Source organism: Citrobacter sp. Awk 2 (assembly GCF_028069815.1).
GTDB lineage: Bacteria > Pseudomonadota > Gammaproteobacteria > Enterobacterales > Enterobacteriaceae > Citrobacter.
Window position 1 is genome coordinate 1 of the sequence record NZ_JANEWL010000002.1, and the last position, 16,245, is coordinate 16,245.

Below are 16,245 nucleotides of genomic sequence, written 5' to 3' on the forward strand. Positions count from 1 at the left end.
TTATTAATAATGCTTTAGCTAGGAAATCATCCATATCACCATTATACGACTCATATCCCAGAAGATAAAAAGCATAAAATCTGTTAATAACTTCTCGATCACGCATTGTTTTCGAATCTAGACCCTTCCCTGTTACTCGGATAAAATCCTCACTAGCAGCAATTTTTTTCAGCAGAATCGTTCCGGGCCCACTAAAAAGACAATTTCTCATTTGCTGACGACTTATAGGCTCGCCGCCATTAACCCGTTCAAAAATATCTAGTTTTGCCCGTTCAGGGGCTTTCTCATCTAGGATATAAAAAATTAGCTGAGTATCTTCAATTCGCTCTTGCAATTTAATAGGTAATTCACTGAATTTTTTACCTAAAAATGTTGCATGTTCATTAAGCCCATTTGAGTTTGAATAGCTTAAAGAAAACTTATCACTTAAATAGTTTTTGAAAGTTGTGAGCCTCTGCAAACCATCAACGACGATGATTTTCCCATCTTTATCCTCAGCAACATAAAAAACAGGCAGAGGAATCCGCATCAAGCATGACTCAATCAGTTTGGACTGTTTTTCCTCTGACCATATAAAATCCCTTTGAAAATCAGGATCCAATTTATATCTATTATTTTCAATACGTTTAATGACTTCTGCAATTGTTCTTATTTCGTTCCTAACCAAAACTGTATTTAAAGGGTAGTCTTCACCCCAGCCAACGCTTTTAGAGTTATCTCTGCTTTCATCGTCATATCCCTCCACAACATCATGTGATTCCTGATCAAAGAGATAAAGCAATTCAGGAGCATTTCTGACTACATCTAGCCTAAAATTGGGATATAACTCTAAAATCGCATTAATTAAGGCACCTGTATTTTCCCTGTACCCTTCATGAACAAGTTGGACTGAGTTATTTCTTGAGCTATTAAGTCCAATAACTGGATAATTACTAAATTTTTTATATTGTTCCGGGCTATCTTCTAAAAATTTAAATTTATCATAGCTCTCCGGAAATACAGATAAAACCCTGAGCGTTAAGATACATTCCGACTGAAAATCATACCAGCCATCCAGCGCTTCAAGTTTTGCGATTGCCCTAATTCCCTTAACCCAATTTGTCGCAATTCCTTTGTTGTTATCAGAGCCAAGATAAATAAAACAATATAAACTGATATTATTCTTGAATGAGGTAAAGATCTTCTCTTCAACTTGTTTGCATTTGAAGGAAAAAGAAAATGGTTGTTCTAACCCATTTTTTATGCTATCCAATTTTTTTATATCAGAAACACTATCTTTTCCAAGTCTGATAACTAAAAATTCCATCTCTAACTCCAGTTAATATTTGATCCACTCTTAAGCAACACTTTTCTTTTTACTTAGTTTCAAAAGAGCTTCATGTAATGGAGGGAATAACTTACGATTCTGACTGTCTACTCTACGCAATATACCCTCAGCGGCGTTTGCGCTAATAAAATATTTATCATCCACGCTCACCTTCTCAATTACTGAAATCAATTTTTCCAGCTTAGGCTTAGAGGGTGCATCAGGCACTTTGAAATCATAACAAATATTTCCGAAAGCAATTCCACCTGAAAGCCAGCGAAGTTTTTTGTTTTTGTCCAAAGTGTCAAAATGTAATTCTGATAGCGCTTGCTTTCTTCCATTCTCTACTTTTATATCAGGATGATTATTCATTACATTTTCAATGCTTTCGGATCTAGCCACTTCATTTTCGACAATATCGTTATTCTTCAATGCAGTGAATAGCCTTTTAGCTATCCACTCAACAACGGGAACTGCTACTGCATTACCTAATGCGTGATATCTTTCGCTATCAATATCTTCAGACTTGCTTGTAGAATATAAAGGTAGAGTCCAGTTGATAGGGAAACCTTGGACGCCTTCACACTCCTTTGGAGTCATCCTTCTCACAGAGGATTCATAGGATATATAAGTTCTACTCCAGTCAGTTCCTGTATGTCTACCAGATGTAGCAGCAAGGCAATATGCTACATCAGCGACTCTGGCACCGCTTACTTCACAGGCACTTATATTCAGGAAACCTTCTCTAATATTTTTTAAGTGTTTGCCTTTATCTTTTTCATATAAAGAACTAATCGCGACTGAACTATTGTTCAAGGCCGCACAAATAAAAACCCTTGGACGAGATTGTGGTGCACCAAAAAATCGACTATTCATCACCCGCCAACTGACTACATAGCCTAATGATGTTAGTCGTTCCAAAATAACACGAAAATCTTGCCCATTATGCGACGACAACAACCCCGTAACATTTTCTAGCAGAACAACTTGTGGCCTTTTAGCTTCAATCAGATTGATAAATGGGAAAAACAGTCCAGAGTTTTTCCCCTTAAGACCCAATCGCCCCTTTGAGCCTCTTGCGACGGATACATCTTGGCATGGAAAACCACCACACCAAACTGAGGCATCTGGTATATCCTTTGCATCAAGTGACTGGATATCACCGTAGCGAGGAACATCTGGCCAATGCTCTTCGAGTATGCGCACACAGAATTTATTCAACTCACACTGAAAATTGGTAGTAAAACCGGCATTTTCAAACGCTAAATCAAATCCTCCAATCCCTGCAAAGAAGGAGTTCATTGTAAACTTTTTGTTTTTACCTTTCATTTTCAGTGCCATTGCTTACTGATGCCTACTTTAAACTAGTCAAATGTTTTAGATGATACCATCGTTACGATTGCGTAGCTATGAACTGTATATAAAAACAGTATCGGTATCATTTAGAAGATGTGAAATCGATGGTCTGTTAGGAGGCATTCAACTTCACTGCCCATTTTTTATATTCAAATGGTTTGATGCTTTTAATGATGTTTTGCTCTAAGAAATCAGCCCACCACTGAAGCATTAGCCTCCGCTCATCAAGATGCTCAGCAAGATGGATGTAAGCAGCGCGGACATTGTTACGCTCCTGATGGCTCATTTGTCGCTCAACAGCATCCCTTGACCATAAACCTGATTCGATCAACGCACTACAGGCCATCGCCCTAAACCCGTGTCCGCAAACTTCCGTTTTAGTGTCGTAACCCATTGAGCGCAGGGCCTTGTTAACAGTGTTCTCACTCATTGGCCTATCCGGCTGGTGATCACCAATGAAGACCAACTCGTAATCCCCACTGATTTGTTTTATCTCTTCTAATATTTTCAGTGCCTGACGACTTAGAGGTACAAGATGAGGGCTACGCATTTTAGAACCACGATGTTAGTGCTTTACGCCCTTCAGAGGTTCTCGTTGTGCAGGTATCGTCCAAAGCGCATTTTTAAAATCGATTTCTTCCCATCTTGCAAAACGCAGTTCACTTGAACGTATGAATACCAACAGTGTTAGTTTCACTGCTAATTTAGTCAACTTTCGACCTTTAAAGCATTCGATACGATCAAGCAACTCGGGAAGGCGTTCGAAATCAAGCGCTGGGCGGTGCACTCGTTTAGCTACAGCTATTGCGCCAGCCATATCTTGAGCTGGATTATAATCAAGTAGACCATTTTGTACGGCAAAACGTAGGATTGCGGTCGTTCGCTGTTGAAGACGCGAAGCTACTTCATATCGCCCACTCGCCTCTACTACCTTAATTGGAGCGAGTAGATCCCGAGTCTTCAGTTCCGAAATCTTACGTTTACCTAACGCAGAGAAAAGATTATCCACTAAGCTTTTAAGCACCCGCTCACTATGGGACTCAGACCATTTTTTGCTACAGGATGCATGCCAATCTCTTGCTACAGCCTCAAAGGTTAGTGCTCCGCTTTCTTCAATCTTGTCCTCTTTTTTCTTTTGAGAGGGATCGATACCATCAGATACCAGTTTCTTTGCGGCATCGCGCCTCTTACGAGCCTCTGCCAATGAAACCATTGGATAAACCCCTAACGCCAGCATCTTCTGTTTGCCACTAAAACGATATTGAAGACGCCAGTATTTTGAGCCATTGGGGTTAACCAACAGGTGCATCCCCTCACCATCGGTAAGTTTGAAAGGTTTGTCTGCAGGCTTAACTGTTCTGACTTTGATATCAGTAAGAGCCATAGATCCCCCTCCCCTTGTTGGTATCAATTTCAATCGAACCGAAGCTACCAACAGTTATACCATCATCTGTTGGTAGATGTTGATATATGACAGTAGACTTTAATAGACCTGAAACAGGAGGCAGAATATCTAACTTATTGATTTTGTATACGTAAATAGACTTTAGTAGACGAAAAAAAAGACTTGATTGGTGCCGAAGGCCGGACTCGAACCGGCACGTATTTCTACGGTTGATTTTGAATCAACTGCGTCTACCGATTTCGCCACTCCGGCACGGAAGGGATGCGGAAAACGTTGTGGATTATACCTGTCGCACGCCACCATGCAAGCGCCAGCACGCGATAGTCGCGCTAAGTGTCGAAAAAAACAGCGTCATTGCGCTTCGATCGCCCACGCTGCCTTCTTGCTCCAGCTATTCTCATCTTTCACCTGAATTTTTCCGGAATTTGCCTCGCAAAAAAATGCAACTTGACCCGCTCGGTTTACATTTGCTGCCGTTTACTATGAGATGTCGTTACTGAATTCCGTAATAGCGGTCACTCACCGCGCTCAGGACACCGTTATGCGTTTCTATCAGGTTGAACCCACGCTGGAGAACTACTGGCGCGGGATTATCCTTTTCGGCAAAAATGTGGCTTCCTACAAGTTTGCCCTCGCCCACGCGTTGTACGATCTCAAACCTGACGGCAGCGATCTGATCGCGCTTGAGGATCTGGCCGTACCATTCAGCGCCCATTTATGCCGTCATCTAAAACACGCACCAAAGCAGATTACCTCACGCAGCAGCCAGTTTATTACCGCCTGTACTCAATTCAATAACGGCGAGATCACTCGGGATGAACTCACCGCCATCACCGTTCGCCAGGGGTTTAACAACGTGATTGATGCCTTTCACAATGTGAATCAGGGTGAGATTGAGATACGCTTTTTTATCGATGAGCGCAAAACGCATAAAGGCATCCGGATGACGGATAACTTTTACAATCTGGGTGAACACCTGCAATACCGAAACTTCAGTTTTGAAACTGACGCACGCTGGAACCTGGTCGAGCAGGGCTGGGCAATGAATATATCCAGCCACCTGATTAACATTGAATATGACGACGATGACCAAATGTTGTTTAGCAGGAAAAGTGACCGGCGGGTGGCAATCTCCAGCTGTCGGGACAGCCTTAACGGCTATCAGAAGGGGCGCTGCTTCTACTGTTTTGCCCCCATCAGCCTGCAAGCTGGCGACGACACCTTCGCTGATGTTGATCATTTTATCCCGTGGAAAGCGCGGGGACAGGTGGCGAATATCGATGGCGTCTGGAATTTGGTACTCGCCTGCAAGGAGTGTAACCGTGGTGGGAAAGGTAAATTTGCCCAACTTCCTTCGACCAGGCTACTCCAGCGGCTACGGGACCGAAATGAATACTTCATTAACAGCCATCTTCCGCTGCGTGAAACGTTGATACGCCAGACGGGCACAACCCAGGCGCTGAGAAACACATTTTTGAACGACAGCTGGAACGAAGCTATTAAAATACTCTTTCACCAGTGGGAACCCATAGCACAAGGAACGGATACATTCTGATGACCCTTGAATATTACCAGCGCCATGCGCAAGATTTTTTCAGCTCGACGGTTAATGTCGATATGGAGTCGCTTTATCAACCTTTTCTGCAACGCATCACAGAAGGCGGGTGCATCATGGATGCGGGTTGCGGCTCGGGGCGCGATAGCAAAGCATTTCTTGAGAAAGGGTATAGGGTCGAGGCTTTCGACGCCTCATCGGAAATGGTTAACCTTGCCAGCCAGCATGCCGGGCTGCGCGTCAGACAGATGACATTTAACGATATCGCCGATATTGAACACTATGATGGTATCTGGTGCTGCGCGTCGTTGCTGCATGTAGGTGCCGAAGAGTTACCGAGCGTAATGAGCAAACTCGCCCATGCACTTAAAAATGGCGGTACCTGGTATGTGTCGTTCAAATACGGTGAAACTGAACGAGTAAAAGACGGTCGACACTTTACCGATCTCACCGAACAAGGGCTGGAAAAGCTGATCGCACCGCTGACGGATATCACGCTAATCAGCAGTTGGACGACGCGCGATAAGCGCCCCGACCGTGACGAAATGTGGCTTAACGCGCTGCTGCAGAAAAGGCCTTAATCCCCCCTTCTGCGAAGCGTCCCGTTTCCCCATGCTCTACACTTCCAGTTCAACACCACACTGAGGGAAACACGATGTCGATGATAAAAAGCTACGCCGCAAAAGCGGCGGGCAGCGAACTCGAACTCTATGAATATGATGCGGGCGAGCTTAAGCCGGAAGATGTCGAAGTGCAGGTCGATTACTGCGGTATCTGCCATTCTGATTTGTCGATGATCGACAACGAATGGGGGTTCTCTCAGTATCCGCTCGTTGCTGGGCATGAGGTGATTGGTCGCGTGGCGGCACTCGGCAGCGCGGCGCAGGATAAAGGTCTGAAGGTTGGCCAGCGCGTTGGGATTGGCTGGACGGCACGCAGCTGCGGGCATTGCGATGCCTGTATCAGCGGTAATCAGATTAACTGCCTGGAAGGGTCTGTTCCCACTATTCTCAATCGCGGCGGCTTTGCCGAGAAGCTACGGGCCGACTGGCAGTGGGTGATCCCATTGCCGGAGAGCATCGATCTGGCGGCAGCCGGTCCCTTGTTGTGCGGCGGCATCACGGTGTTCAAACCGCTGCTGATGCATCATATCACCGCCACCAGCCGCGTCGGGGTGATCGGCATCGGCGGCCTGGGTCATATCGCCATTAAGCTGTTACACGCGATGGGTTGTGAAGTCACCGCGTTCAGTTCCAACCCGGCAAAAGAGCAGGAAGTGCTGGCGATGGGAGCGGATAAGGTGGTCAACAGCCGCGATCCGGATGCGCTGAAAGCGCTGGCGGGGCAGTTCGATCTCATTATTAATACGGTTAATGTCGATCTTGACTGGCAACCCTATTTTGAAGCGCTGGCCTACGGCGGTAACTTCCATACCGTCGGCGCGGTGATGAAACCACTGCCGGTGCCGGCATTCACCTTAATTGCCGGCGATCGCAGCATCTCCGGTTCGGCGACCGGCACACCGTTCGAACTGCGCAAGCTGATGAAGTTTGCCGGGCGCAGCAAGGTGTCGCCTACCACCGAGCTGTACCCGATGTCGCAAATTAACGACGCTATCCAGCACGTGCGTGACGGCAAGGCCCGCTACCGTGTGGTGCTGAAAGCCGACTTCTGATGCCAGGCTCAGTCCCGCAAGGGGCTGAGCCTATTGCCCGTGACGAAACGCGAGCACCGCCTGGCGGCACTGTTCCGTCACATGCTCGATGTCGTGGTTCACGTCGATGCGGGCAATATCGCGTTCATCTTCCTGCGGACACTCCAGCGCGTCAAATTGACTTTTTAACAAGCCCACCGGCATAAAATGCCCTGCCCGGTGCTGCATGCGCGCCAGAATGGTCTCGTAGTCGCCGTCCAGCCACAGAAAATGCACATTCGGACTGCCCTGACGCAATATATCGCGGTACTGTTTTTTTAATGACGAGCAGACAATAAACCCGGTCTCATTCTTTTTATATAAACTGTATGAGGCGTCATTTAATCGTGCTAACCACGGCAGTCGATCTTCATCAGTTAATGGAATGCCTTCAGACATTTTATCAATATTTTTAGCGGGATGGAGATCGTCACCATCAATGAATTTTGCCGATAATACTGCGGCAATTTTACTGCCAATTAAAGATTTACCGCTACCTGAAACACCCATCAAAATATAACTTTCCCCGGCCATCGAAAAAACTCCAGATTCATATTCCATGGCGCGATACTACGCTTTCCACATTGGGGATTTCACGCTTTTTCAGCGCTGCTGATGAGAATTACAAGGCGCATCACGTTATGCGTAACATTGTAGTGTAACAATTTTCCAGCGTGATCTACATCACAAATAATAACACTCAAAACCGTTTAAATGCTGCCGAGGTTACTACCTGACCAGTGAGGCATTTATGCAAGTCAAAACCCAATCCTGCGTTGTCGCGGGTAAGAAAACTGTTGCCATTACCGACCAAAATATTGAATGGAATAATAAAGGAACACTGGTACAAATTACCCGCGGGGGAATTTGCGGTTCCGATTTACATTATTATCAGGAAGGAAAAGTCGGTAATTTTACCGTTAAAGCGCCGATGATTTTAGGCCATGAAGTTATTGGTAAAGTGGTGCATAGCGATTCAAAAGAATTACAGGAAGGTCAGTCGGTGGCGATTAATCCGTCGAAACCCTGTGGCCACTGTAAATACTGTTTGCAGCACGAAGAAAACCAGTGCACGGAAATGCGCTTTTTTGGCAGCGCCATGTATTTTCCCCATGTCGACGGCGGCTTTACCCGGTTTAAAACCGTCGATACCGCGCAGTGTATCCCGTACCCGCAAGAGGCCGATGAAAAAGTGATGGCCTTTGCCGAACCGCTGGCGGTCGCGATCCACGCCGCGCATGAAGCGGGCGACCTGCAGGGCAAGCGCGTGTTTATCTCCGGCGTTGGGCCTATCGGCTGCCTGATTGTCAGCGCGGTGAAAACGCTCGGCGCGGCAGAGATTGTCTGTGCTGATATCAGCCCGCGTTCGCTGTCGCTTGCCCAGCAGATGGGTGCCGATACGCTGATTAACCCGCAGCAGGACTCACTCGATGAGTGGAAAAAAGAAAAAGGCTACTTCGACGTCAGCTTCGAAGTCTCCGGTCATCCGTCCTCAATCACCACCTGCCTGGAAGTCACCCGCGCGAAAGGCGTGATGGTGCAGGTCGGCATGGGCGGCGCGGTACCGGACTTCCCGATGATGATGCTGATCGGCAAAGAGATCGCGCTCAAAGGCTCATTCCGCTTTACCACCGAGTTCAACACCGCAGTGTCGTGGCTGGCGAATAACGTTATCGATCCGCTGCCGTTACTCAGCGCCGAATACCCGTTTACCGAGCTTGAACAGGCGCTGATCTTCGCCGGGGATAAAACCCAGGCGGCGAAAGTCCAGCTCGTTTTTGCAGAAACAAAATAAGGAATAACATGATGAACGATCTTTTTTCACTGGACGGCAAAAACATTCTGATCACCGGTTCGGCTCAGGGTATTGGTTATTTACTGGCGACCGGGTTGGGTAAATATGGCGCTCAGATTATCGTCAATGATATTACGCCAGAGCGTGCTGAAGCCGCCGTCGCCAAACTGCAGCAGGAAGGGATTCGTGCCGTTGCTGCACCTTTTAATGTTACGCATAAACAAGACATCGATGCCGCCATTGACCATATCGAAAAAGACATTGGCCAAATTGATGTGCTGGTGAATAACGCGGGTATTCAGCGCCGCCATCCGTTTACCGAGTTCCCGGAACAGGACTGGAACGATGTAATTGCTGTTAACCAGACAGCGGTGTTCCTGGTCTCGCAGGCAGTCACGCGTCGCATGGTGGAACGTCAGGCCGGGAAGGTCATCAACATCTGCTCCATGCAGAGCGAACTGGGCCGCGATACCATCACGCCGTATGCCGCCTCGAAAGGCGCAGTGAAAATGCTCACCCGTGGAATGTGCGTAGAACTGGCACGCCACAATATCCAGGTCAACGGCATCGCGCCGGGCTACTTCAAAACCGAAATGACCAAAGCGCTGGTCGAAGATGAAGCCTTCACCTCCTGGCTGTGTAAACGTACGCCAGCCGCCCGCTGGGGCGATCCGCAGGAGCTGATTGGCGCAGCGGTATTCCTCTCGTCCAAAGCATCCGATTTTGTTAACGGGCACCTGCTGTTTGTCGATGGCGGCATGCTGGTCGCCGTCTGACGTTTAGCGACACCGCGCAGCGCTCCGGCGCTGCATTTTTGGCACCCCCCCTAAATCATTCGAGTTGCAGGATGACGGGGATAAAAGAGAAAAGATTATGCCATTAATAATAATTGCGGCAGGCGTCGCGCTGCTTCTGGTCCTGATGATTGGCTTTAAAGTTAACGGCTTTATTGCCCTGGTACTGGTTGCGGCGGTCGTCGGTTTTGCCGAAGGGATGGATGCACAGGCCGTTTTACACTCTATACAAAATGGGATCGGCGGGACGCTCGGTGGGCTGGCGATGATCCTCGGGTTCGGCGCGATGCTCGGTAAGCTGATTTCCGATACCGGCGCGGCCCAGCGCATTGCCACCACGCTGATTGGCACGTTCGGTAAGAAACGTGTGCAATGGGCGCTGGTGATCACCGGTCTGGTTGTCGGTCTGGCGATGTTCTTCGAAGTCGGTTTTGTTCTGCTGCTGCCGCTGGTGTTTACGGTGGTGGCCTCTTCCGGTCTGCCGCTGCTGTATGTTGGCGTGCCGATGGTCGCGGCGCTGTCCGTGACCCACTGCTTCCTGCCGCCGCATCCGGGGCCTACCGCGATTGCCACCATTTTCGAGGCCAATCTCGGTACCACCCTGCTGTACGGATTTATTATTACGATCCCGACGGTGATTGTCGCCGGGCCGCTGTTTTCTAAGCTGCTGACCCGCTTTGAGAAAGCACCGCCGGAAGGGTTATTCAACCCGCATCTGTTCACCGAGGAAGAGATGCCGTCGTTCTGGAACAGTATCTTTGCGGCGGTTATCCCGGTCATACTGATGGCGGTCGCCGCGGTGTGTGAGATTACGCTACCGAAGACTAACAGCGTGCGGGTGTTCTTTGAGTTTATCGGTAACCCTGCGGTCGCGTTGTTTATCGCTATCGTTCTCGCCATTTTTACCCTTGGACGGCGCAACGGACGGACGATCGAGCAAATTATGGATATCATTGGCGACTCTATCGGCGCGATTGCAATGATTGTGTTTATCATCGCCGGGGGCGGTGCATTTAAGCAGGTTCTGGTCGACAGCGGCGTGGGGCAATATATCTCGCACCTGATGACCGGTACGTCGCTCTCTCCGTTGCTGATGTGCTGGACGGTCGCCGCGTTGTTGCGCATCGCGCTCGGTTCTGCGACTGTCGCAGCGATCACCACCGCAGGCGTGGTACTGCCGATTATTAACGTCACCCATGCTGACCCGGCGCTGATGGTGCTGGCAACCGGTGCGGGTAGCGTGATTGCCTCACACGTTAACGATCCGGGATTCTGGCTGTTTAAAGGCTATTTTAATCTCAGCGTGGGCGAAACGTTGCGTACCTGGACGGTGATGGAAACGCTGATTTCCATTATGGGTCTGTTGGGGGTTCTGGCGCTGAACGCCATCCTGCATTAATACGGTATTACCGGGGAGCATCAGTCCGCGCTCCCCGGCTCAGGAGAGAAAATGAGGAACCACAGAATTTCTTTGCAAGACATCGCCACGCTGGCGGGTGTGACCAAAATGACAGTGAGTCGCTACATCCGTTCACCGAAAAAGGTCGCAAAGGAAACCGGTGAACGCATCGCGCAAATTATGGAGGAGATTAATTACATCCCCAACCGTGCACCCGCGATGCTGTTGAATGCGCAAAGCTATACGCTCGGCGTACTGATCCCCTCGTTTCAAAACCAGCTGTTCGCTGACATTCTGGCCGGTATTGAATCTGTCACCTCCGACCATAACTATCAGACGCTGATCGCCAACTATAACTACGACCGGGAATCCGAAGAAGAATCGGTAATCAACCTGCTGTCGTACAATATCGACGGCATTATTCTTTCCGAGAAATACCACACCCTGCGCACCGTTAAATTTCTGCGCTCTGCCAACATTCCGGTGGTCGAGCTGATGGATATCCAGGGCGATCGTCTGGACATGGAGGTAGGCTTTGATAACCGTCAGGCGGCATTTGATATGGTCAGCACCATGTTGGATAAACGCCTGCGACATAAGATCCTCTACCTGGGTTCGAAAGATGATGTCCGCGATGAACAACGCTATCGTGGCTACTGCGACGCCATGACCCGCCGGGGTCTGGAACCGCTGCGCGTTAACCCACGCGCCATCTCATCCATCCATCTGGGCACACAAATGATGCGTGATGCGCTCACTGCGCATCCGGATTTAGACGGCGTGTTTTGCACCAACGACGACATCGCGATGGGCGCACTGCTGCTGTGTCGCGAGCGCGAGCTTGCCGTCCCGGAGCAGATCTCGATTGCCGGTTTTCACGGCCTGGAAATGGGTCGGCAGATGATCCCAAGCCTTGCCAGCGTCATTACCCCACGTTTTGAAATCGGTCGTATGGCGGCACAGATGTTACTGAGCAAAATCAAGAACAACGACCACAACCACAATACTGTCGATTTGGGGTATCAGATTTATCACGGCAATACGCTTTAACGCCTTTTCTCACACCCGCGCATACTTTCTTTCATCGACATTGCCTATACTCCAGGCAGGATAAATGGAGGAAATCTCAATGAGCGCACCCCTGCTAATTGCCCGCACGCCGGACACCGAACTGTTTTTATTGCCAGGTATGGCCAACCGTCACGGGCTGATTACCGGCGCAACCGGGACCGGCAAAACCGTCACGCTACAGAAGCTGGCCGAATCGTTGTCTGAGATTGGCGTACCGGTCTTTATGGCCGATGTGAAAGGTGACTTAACCGGCGTAGCCGAGGAAGGTCAAGCCTCTGAAAAGCTACTCACCCGCCTGAAAAACATCGGCATTACCGACTGGCAGCCACATGTTAATCCGGTCACGGTGTGGGATATTTTCGGCGAAAAAGGTCACCCCGTTCGCGCCACAGTTTCTGACCTTGGGCCGCTGCTGCTGGCCCGTTTGCTGAACCTCAACGACGTACAGTCCGGCGTGCTGGATATTATCTTCCGCATTGCCGATGACCAGGGTCTGCTGCTGCTCGATTTCAAAGACCTGCGGGCCATCACCCAGTACATTGGCGATAACGCTAAATCCTTCCAGAACCAGTACGGCAACATCAGCAGCGCCTCGGTCGGGGCTATCCAGCGCGGGCTGCTGTCACTGGAGCAACAGGGTGCGGCGCACTTCTTTGGCGAACCGATGCTGGACATCAAAGACTGGATGCGTACCGATGCCAATGGCAAAGGGGTGATTAATATCCTCAGCGCCGAGAAGCTCTACCAGATGCCCAAACTGTATGCCGCCAGCCTGCTGTGGATGCTCTCCGAACTGTACGAACAACTGCCAGAAGCCGGCGATCTGGAAAAACCTAAACTGGTGTTCTTCTTTGACGAAGCCCATCTGTTGTTCAACGACGCCCCGCAAGTGCTGCTGGATAAAATCGAACAGGTCATCCGCCTGATCCGCTCGAAAGGCGTCGGCGTGTGGTTTGTGTCGCAAAACCCGTCGGACATTCCAGACAACGTACTCGGCCAGTTGGGCAACCGCGTGCAACACGCCCTGCGCGCGTTCACGCCGAAAGATCAGAAAGCAGTGAAAACAGCAGCACAAACCATGCGCGCCAACCCGGCATTTGATACCGAAAAAGCCATTCAGGAGCTGGGCACCGGCGAGGCGCTAATCTCGTTTCTGGACGCCAAAGGCAGCCCGTCGGTGGTTGAGCGAGCGATGGTCATTGCGCCGTGCTCGCGGATGGGGCCGGTGACGGACGATGAGCGCAACGGGCTGATTAATCACTCGTCCCTGTACGGCAAATACGAAGAAGAGATCGACCGAGAGTCAGCCTATGAACGTTTGCAGCAAGGCGTGCAGGCCAGCACCGGGCAGCAAAATACACCTCCCGCCAACGGTAAAGCAGTCGAGGTGGACAGCGGTATTCTCGGTGGGTTGAAGGATATTCTGTTTGGCAGCACCGGACCACGTGGCGGCAAACGCGATGGCGTGGTACAGAGCGTGGCGAAAAGCGCGGCGCGGCAAGTCACCAATCAGATAATCCGCGGGATGTTGGGGAGTTTGATGGGCGGGAGAAAACGCTAGCACCCGTGGTACTGTGCCGGATGGCGGCGTAAACGCCCTATCCGGCCTACGGGCCCTGGTAGGCCTGATAAGCGCAGCGCCATCAGGCACTGCGCTTTACTGTGATTACGACCTACGCAGCATCAGCCACAAACTAATCAGCAGGAAACTGGCACTTGGCAGCAGCGCGCCGATAATCGGCGGAATACCATACACCAGCGTCAGCGGGCCAAAGATTTGGTCCAGCACATAGAACACAAAGCCAAAGCTAATCCCCGTCACCACACGCACGCCCATCGGCACGCTACGCAGCGGACCGAAGATAAACGACAGCGCCATCAGCATCATGACCGCGACAGACAGCGGCTGGAAGACTTTGCTCCACATATTGAGCTGGTAGCGCCCGGCGTCCTGGCCGCTCGACTTCAGGTACTTCACGTAGTTATGCAGACCGCTAATCGACAGTGCATCCGGGTCCAGTGCCACCACACCGAGCTTGTCCGGCGTAAGGTTGGTTTTCCACGTCCCGCTCACCGTTTGCGAACCCGTGATCTGTTTTGGATCAGTCAGGTTAGACTCATCCACCTGCGACAAACGCCAGACTTTCTGTTCCGGGTCAAATGTTGCGCTGGCAGCATAACGTACCGACTGCAGACGACGCTTATCGTTAAAGGAGTAAATGCTAATCCCGCCTAATTCGGCGTCCCCTTTCACTCGCTCGATGTAAACAAAGCTGTCGCCATCTTTCGCCCACAGCCCTTGCTGGGTAGACAGCAGCGAGCCACCGTACATCTGCTGCGCACGATAGTTACGCGCCATCTGTTCGCCCTGCGGCGCAACCCATTCACCGATGGCCATCGTCAGCAGCACCAGCGGAATCGCGGTTTTCATCACGGACAGCGCCACCTGCATACGGGTAAAACCGGACGCCTGCATCACCACCAGTTCACTACGCTGAGCCAGCATGCCCAGCCCCAGCAACGCGCCGAGCAGTGCCGCCATCGGGAAGAAGATTTGGATATCTTTCGGAGCGCTAAGCAGGGTATACAGCCCGGCGCCCATTGCATCGTAGCTCCCCTGCCCGGCTTTTTTCAGCTGGTCGACAAACTTGATGATCCCGGAGAGTGACACCAGCATGAACAACGTCATCATGATGGTGGTAAAAATGGTTTTACCGATATAGCGGTCAAGTACACCAAAGGGCTGCATTATACCGCTCCTTTACGCATAAAACGGGCACGCAAGCGGCGCATCGGCACCGTATCCCAAAGGTTAAGCACAATCGCCAGTGCCAGATAGGCAAGGTTAACCACCCACATCCAGAACACCGGGTCCAGCTTACCTTTCCCGCCGTTCGACTTCAGCGACGTCTGCACCAGGAAGAACAGTAAATAGAGCAGCATGGCTGGCAGCATGGACAGTACGCGACCCTGACGCGGGTTAACCACGCTCAGCGGGACAACCATCAGCGCCATCATAAATACGGTGAATACCAATGTGATACGCCAGTGCAGCTCCGCACGGGCCCGATCGTTGTCGGTATTCCACAGCGTGCGCATATCCATCTGGTCGGTATCGTTGGGGTCCAGCGCCACGGCCTGATGGCCAATAATTGCCTGATAGTCCTGGAAATCGGTAATGCGGAAATCGCGCAGCAGCGCGGTCCCTTCAAAACGCGTACCTTTGTTCAGCACCACGACCTGAGAGCCGTCACGCAACTGAGTCAGATGTCCGGAATCAGCCACCACCACCGAAGGACGGGCGTTACCTTTCGGGCGGATTTGCGCGAGGAACACATCTTTGAAGCTGCTACCGTCAACACTTTCGATAAACAACACCGAACTGCCGTTCGTTGCCTGCTGGAATTGCCCTTGAGCAAGCGCCGCCATGCCGGGGTTCGCTTTCGCTTCCGCCAGCACTTCGTCCTGATGTCTGGAGGACCAAGGCCCTGCCCACATTACGTTGACTGCCGCAACGATACTGGTAAACAACGCCAACACCATCGCCGCTTTTACCAGCACAGCCTTGCTCAGCCCGCAGGCGTGCATAACCGTAATTTCACTTTCGGTATACAGTTTGCCCAGCGTCATTAGCAGCCCAAGGAACAGGCTTAAGGGCAAGATAAGTTGCGCCATTTCTGGCACGCCCAGCCCCAGCAGCGAGAGCACCAGATTTGCCGGGATATCACCGTCAACCGCCGCACCCAGGATCCTGACTAACTTTTGACAAAAGAAGATCAAAAGTAGGATGAAAAGGATCGCAAGTTGGCTTTTGAGCGTTTCCCGTACCAGATATCTTATGATTATCACTTTAAATACGCCCGTAAAAACC

The 16,245-nt window shown here is 50.4% G+C and carries 13 protein-coding genes, 1 tRNA gene and 2 pseudogenes; 8 read left to right on the forward strand and 8 right to left on the reverse strand.

What is annotated here, in order from left to right:
- From NNO02_RS00765 to NNO02_RS00780, 4 genes and pseudogenes are all read right to left on the reverse strand, one after another.
- Positions 1 to 1,306: DUF262 domain-containing protein (locus NNO02_RS00765; RefSeq protein ID WP_271454041.1), on the reverse strand; the 1,306-nt coding region annotated here is incomplete at its 3' end.
- 30 nt (positions 1,307 to 1,336) lie between these two features.
- Positions 1,337 to 2,635, reverse strand: a complete 1,299-nt coding sequence (locus NNO02_RS00770; protein WP_000676850.1) for a DNA cytosine methyltransferase — start codon at positions 2,633 to 2,635, stop codon at positions 1,337 to 1,339.
- Between the two features lie 139 nt (positions 2,636 to 2,774).
- Positions 2,775 to 4,046, reverse strand: a pseudogene (locus NNO02_RS00775) (tyrosine-type recombinase/integrase).
- Between the two features lie 188 nt (positions 4,047 to 4,234).
- Positions 4,235 to 4,319, reverse strand: a tRNA-Leu gene (locus NNO02_RS00780).
- A gap of 289 nt (positions 4,320 to 4,608) precedes the next feature.
- On the opposite strand from NNO02_RS00780, the gene NNO02_RS00785 reads away from it, so the two are divergent.
- The 3 genes from NNO02_RS00785 to ahr all read left to right on the forward strand — a co-directional run bounded on the left by NNO02_RS00785 (position 4,609) and on the right by ahr (position 7,297).
- On the forward strand, positions 4,609 to 5,622 hold the full coding sequence (locus NNO02_RS00785) for an HNH endonuclease (protein ID WP_271454042.1): 1,014 nt from the start codon (positions 4,609 to 4,611) through the stop codon (positions 5,620 to 5,622).
- Positions 5,622 to 6,203 carry a class I SAM-dependent methyltransferase gene (locus NNO02_RS00790; protein WP_271454043.1) on the forward strand — a complete coding sequence of 194 codons (582 nt, stop codon included), beginning with the start codon at positions 5,622 to 5,624 and terminating at the stop codon, positions 6,201 to 6,203. The genes NNO02_RS00785 and NNO02_RS00790 overlap by 1 nt, the downstream gene beginning before the upstream one ends.
- A 74-nt stretch (positions 6,204 to 6,277) precedes the next feature.
- A complete protein-coding gene (gene ahr, locus NNO02_RS00795; RefSeq protein WP_103768575.1) occupies positions 6,278 to 7,297 on the forward strand; it encodes an NADPH-dependent aldehyde reductase Ahr in 1,020 nt (339 codons plus the stop codon).
- A 30-nt stretch (positions 7,298 to 7,327) separates the two neighbouring features.
- Here ahr and idnK read toward each other — a convergent pair whose 3' ends face one another.
- The gene (gene idnK / locus NNO02_RS00800; protein WP_271454044.1) at positions 7,328 to 7,849 is read right to left on the reverse strand and encodes a gluconokinase; all 522 of its coding nucleotides are present in this window, start codon (positions 7,847 to 7,849) and stop codon (positions 7,328 to 7,330) included.
- 217 nt (positions 7,850 to 8,066) lie between these two features.
- On the opposite strand from idnK, the gene idnD reads away from it, so the two are divergent.
- From idnD to NNO02_RS00825, 5 genes are all read left to right on the forward strand, one after another.
- Positions 8,067 to 9,110: an L-idonate 5-dehydrogenase gene (idnD, locus tag NNO02_RS00805; protein WP_271440333.1), complete on the forward strand. Its 1,044-nt coding sequence runs from the start codon at positions 8,067 to 8,069 to the stop codon at positions 9,108 to 9,110.
- Between the two features lie 11 nt (positions 9,111 to 9,121).
- Complete coding sequence (idnO, locus tag NNO02_RS00810) at positions 9,122 to 9,886, forward strand: gluconate 5-dehydrogenase (RefSeq protein WP_048212822.1); 765 nt, start codon at positions 9,122 to 9,124, stop codon at positions 9,884 to 9,886.
- Positions 9,887 to 9,983: 97 nt separating this feature from the next.
- A complete protein-coding gene (idnT, locus tag NNO02_RS00815) occupies positions 9,984 to 11,303 on the forward strand; it encodes a gnt-II system L-idonate transporter (RefSeq protein WP_016155581.1) in 1,320 nt (439 codons plus the stop codon).
- Positions 11,304 to 11,354: 51 nt separating this feature from the next.
- The gene (gene idnR / locus NNO02_RS00820) at positions 11,355 to 12,353 is read left to right on the forward strand and encodes a DNA-binding transcriptional regulator IdnR (RefSeq protein ID WP_271454045.1); all 999 of its coding nucleotides are present in this window, start codon (positions 11,355 to 11,357) and stop codon (positions 12,351 to 12,353) included.
- Positions 12,354 to 12,432: 79 nt separating this feature from the next.
- Entirely contained in the window at positions 12,433 to 13,935 is a 1,503-nt protein-coding gene (locus NNO02_RS00825; protein WP_271454046.1) for a helicase HerA-like C-terminal domain-containing protein, read from the forward strand.
- Here NNO02_RS00825 and NNO02_RS23805 read toward each other — a convergent pair.
- The 3 genes and pseudogenes from NNO02_RS23805 to lptF form a co-directional block, all read right to left on the reverse strand.
- Positions 13,930 to 14,025, reverse strand: a pseudogene (locus NNO02_RS23805) (hypothetical protein); the annotation flags it as partial. The gene NNO02_RS00825 and the pseudogene NNO02_RS23805 sit on opposite strands and share 6 nt — an antisense overlap.
- A 15-nt stretch (positions 14,026 to 14,040) precedes the next feature.
- Positions 14,041 to 15,123: an LPS export ABC transporter permease LptG gene (gene lptG, locus NNO02_RS00830; RefSeq protein ID WP_137383924.1), complete on the reverse strand. Its 1,083-nt coding sequence runs from the start codon at positions 15,121 to 15,123 to the stop codon at positions 14,041 to 14,043.
- Positions 15,123 to 16,223 (reverse strand): LPS export ABC transporter permease LptF, encoded by a 1,101-nt coding sequence (gene lptF / locus NNO02_RS00835; RefSeq protein ID WP_271440330.1) that lies wholly within the window; start codon positions 16,221 to 16,223, stop codon positions 15,123 to 15,125. Before lptF ends, lptG begins: the two co-directional genes overlap by 1 nt.
- Between the last annotated feature and the right edge of the window lie 22 nt (positions 16,224 to 16,245).

What these genes read in the sequence shown, in the direction of transcription:
- NNO02_RS00790 (WP_271454043.1), top strand. Translation starts at nt 5,622, where the DNA reads ATGACCCTTGAATATTACCAGCGCCATGCGCAAGATTTTTTCAGCTCG.
- idnT (WP_016155581.1), top strand. Translation starts at nt 9,984, where the DNA reads ATGCCATTAATAATAATTGCGGCAGGCGTCGCGCTGCTTCTGGTCCTG.
- NNO02_RS00825 (WP_271454046.1), top strand. Translation starts at nt 12,433, where the DNA reads ATGAGCGCACCCCTGCTAATTGCCCGCACGCCGGACACCGAACTGTTT.
- idnO (WP_048212822.1), top strand. Translation starts at nt 9,122, where the DNA reads ATGAACGATCTTTTTTCACTGGACGGCAAAAACATTCTGATCACCGGT.
- ahr (WP_103768575.1), top strand. Translation starts at nt 6,278, where the DNA reads ATGTCGATGATAAAAAGCTACGCCGCAAAAGCGGCGGGCAGCGAACTC.
- idnK (WP_271454044.1), bottom strand. Translation starts at nt 7,849, where the DNA reads ATGGCCGGGGAAAGTTATATTTTGATGGGTGTTTCAGGTAGCGGTAAA.
- NNO02_RS00785 (WP_271454042.1), top strand. Translation starts at nt 4,609, where the DNA reads ATGCGTTTCTATCAGGTTGAACCCACGCTGGAGAACTACTGGCGCGGG.
- lptG (WP_137383924.1), bottom strand. Translation starts at nt 15,123, where the DNA reads ATGCAGCCCTTTGGTGTACTTGACCGCTATATCGGTAAAACCATTTTT.
- NNO02_RS00770 (WP_000676850.1), bottom strand. Translation starts at nt 2,635, where the DNA reads ATGAAAGGTAAAAACAAAAAGTTTACAATGAACTCCTTCTTTGCAGGG.
- idnD (WP_271440333.1), top strand. Translation starts at nt 8,067, where the DNA reads ATGCAAGTCAAAACCCAATCCTGCGTTGTCGCGGGTAAGAAAACTGTT.
- idnR (WP_271454045.1), top strand. Translation starts at nt 11,355, where the DNA reads ATGAGGAACCACAGAATTTCTTTGCAAGACATCGCCACGCTGGCGGGT.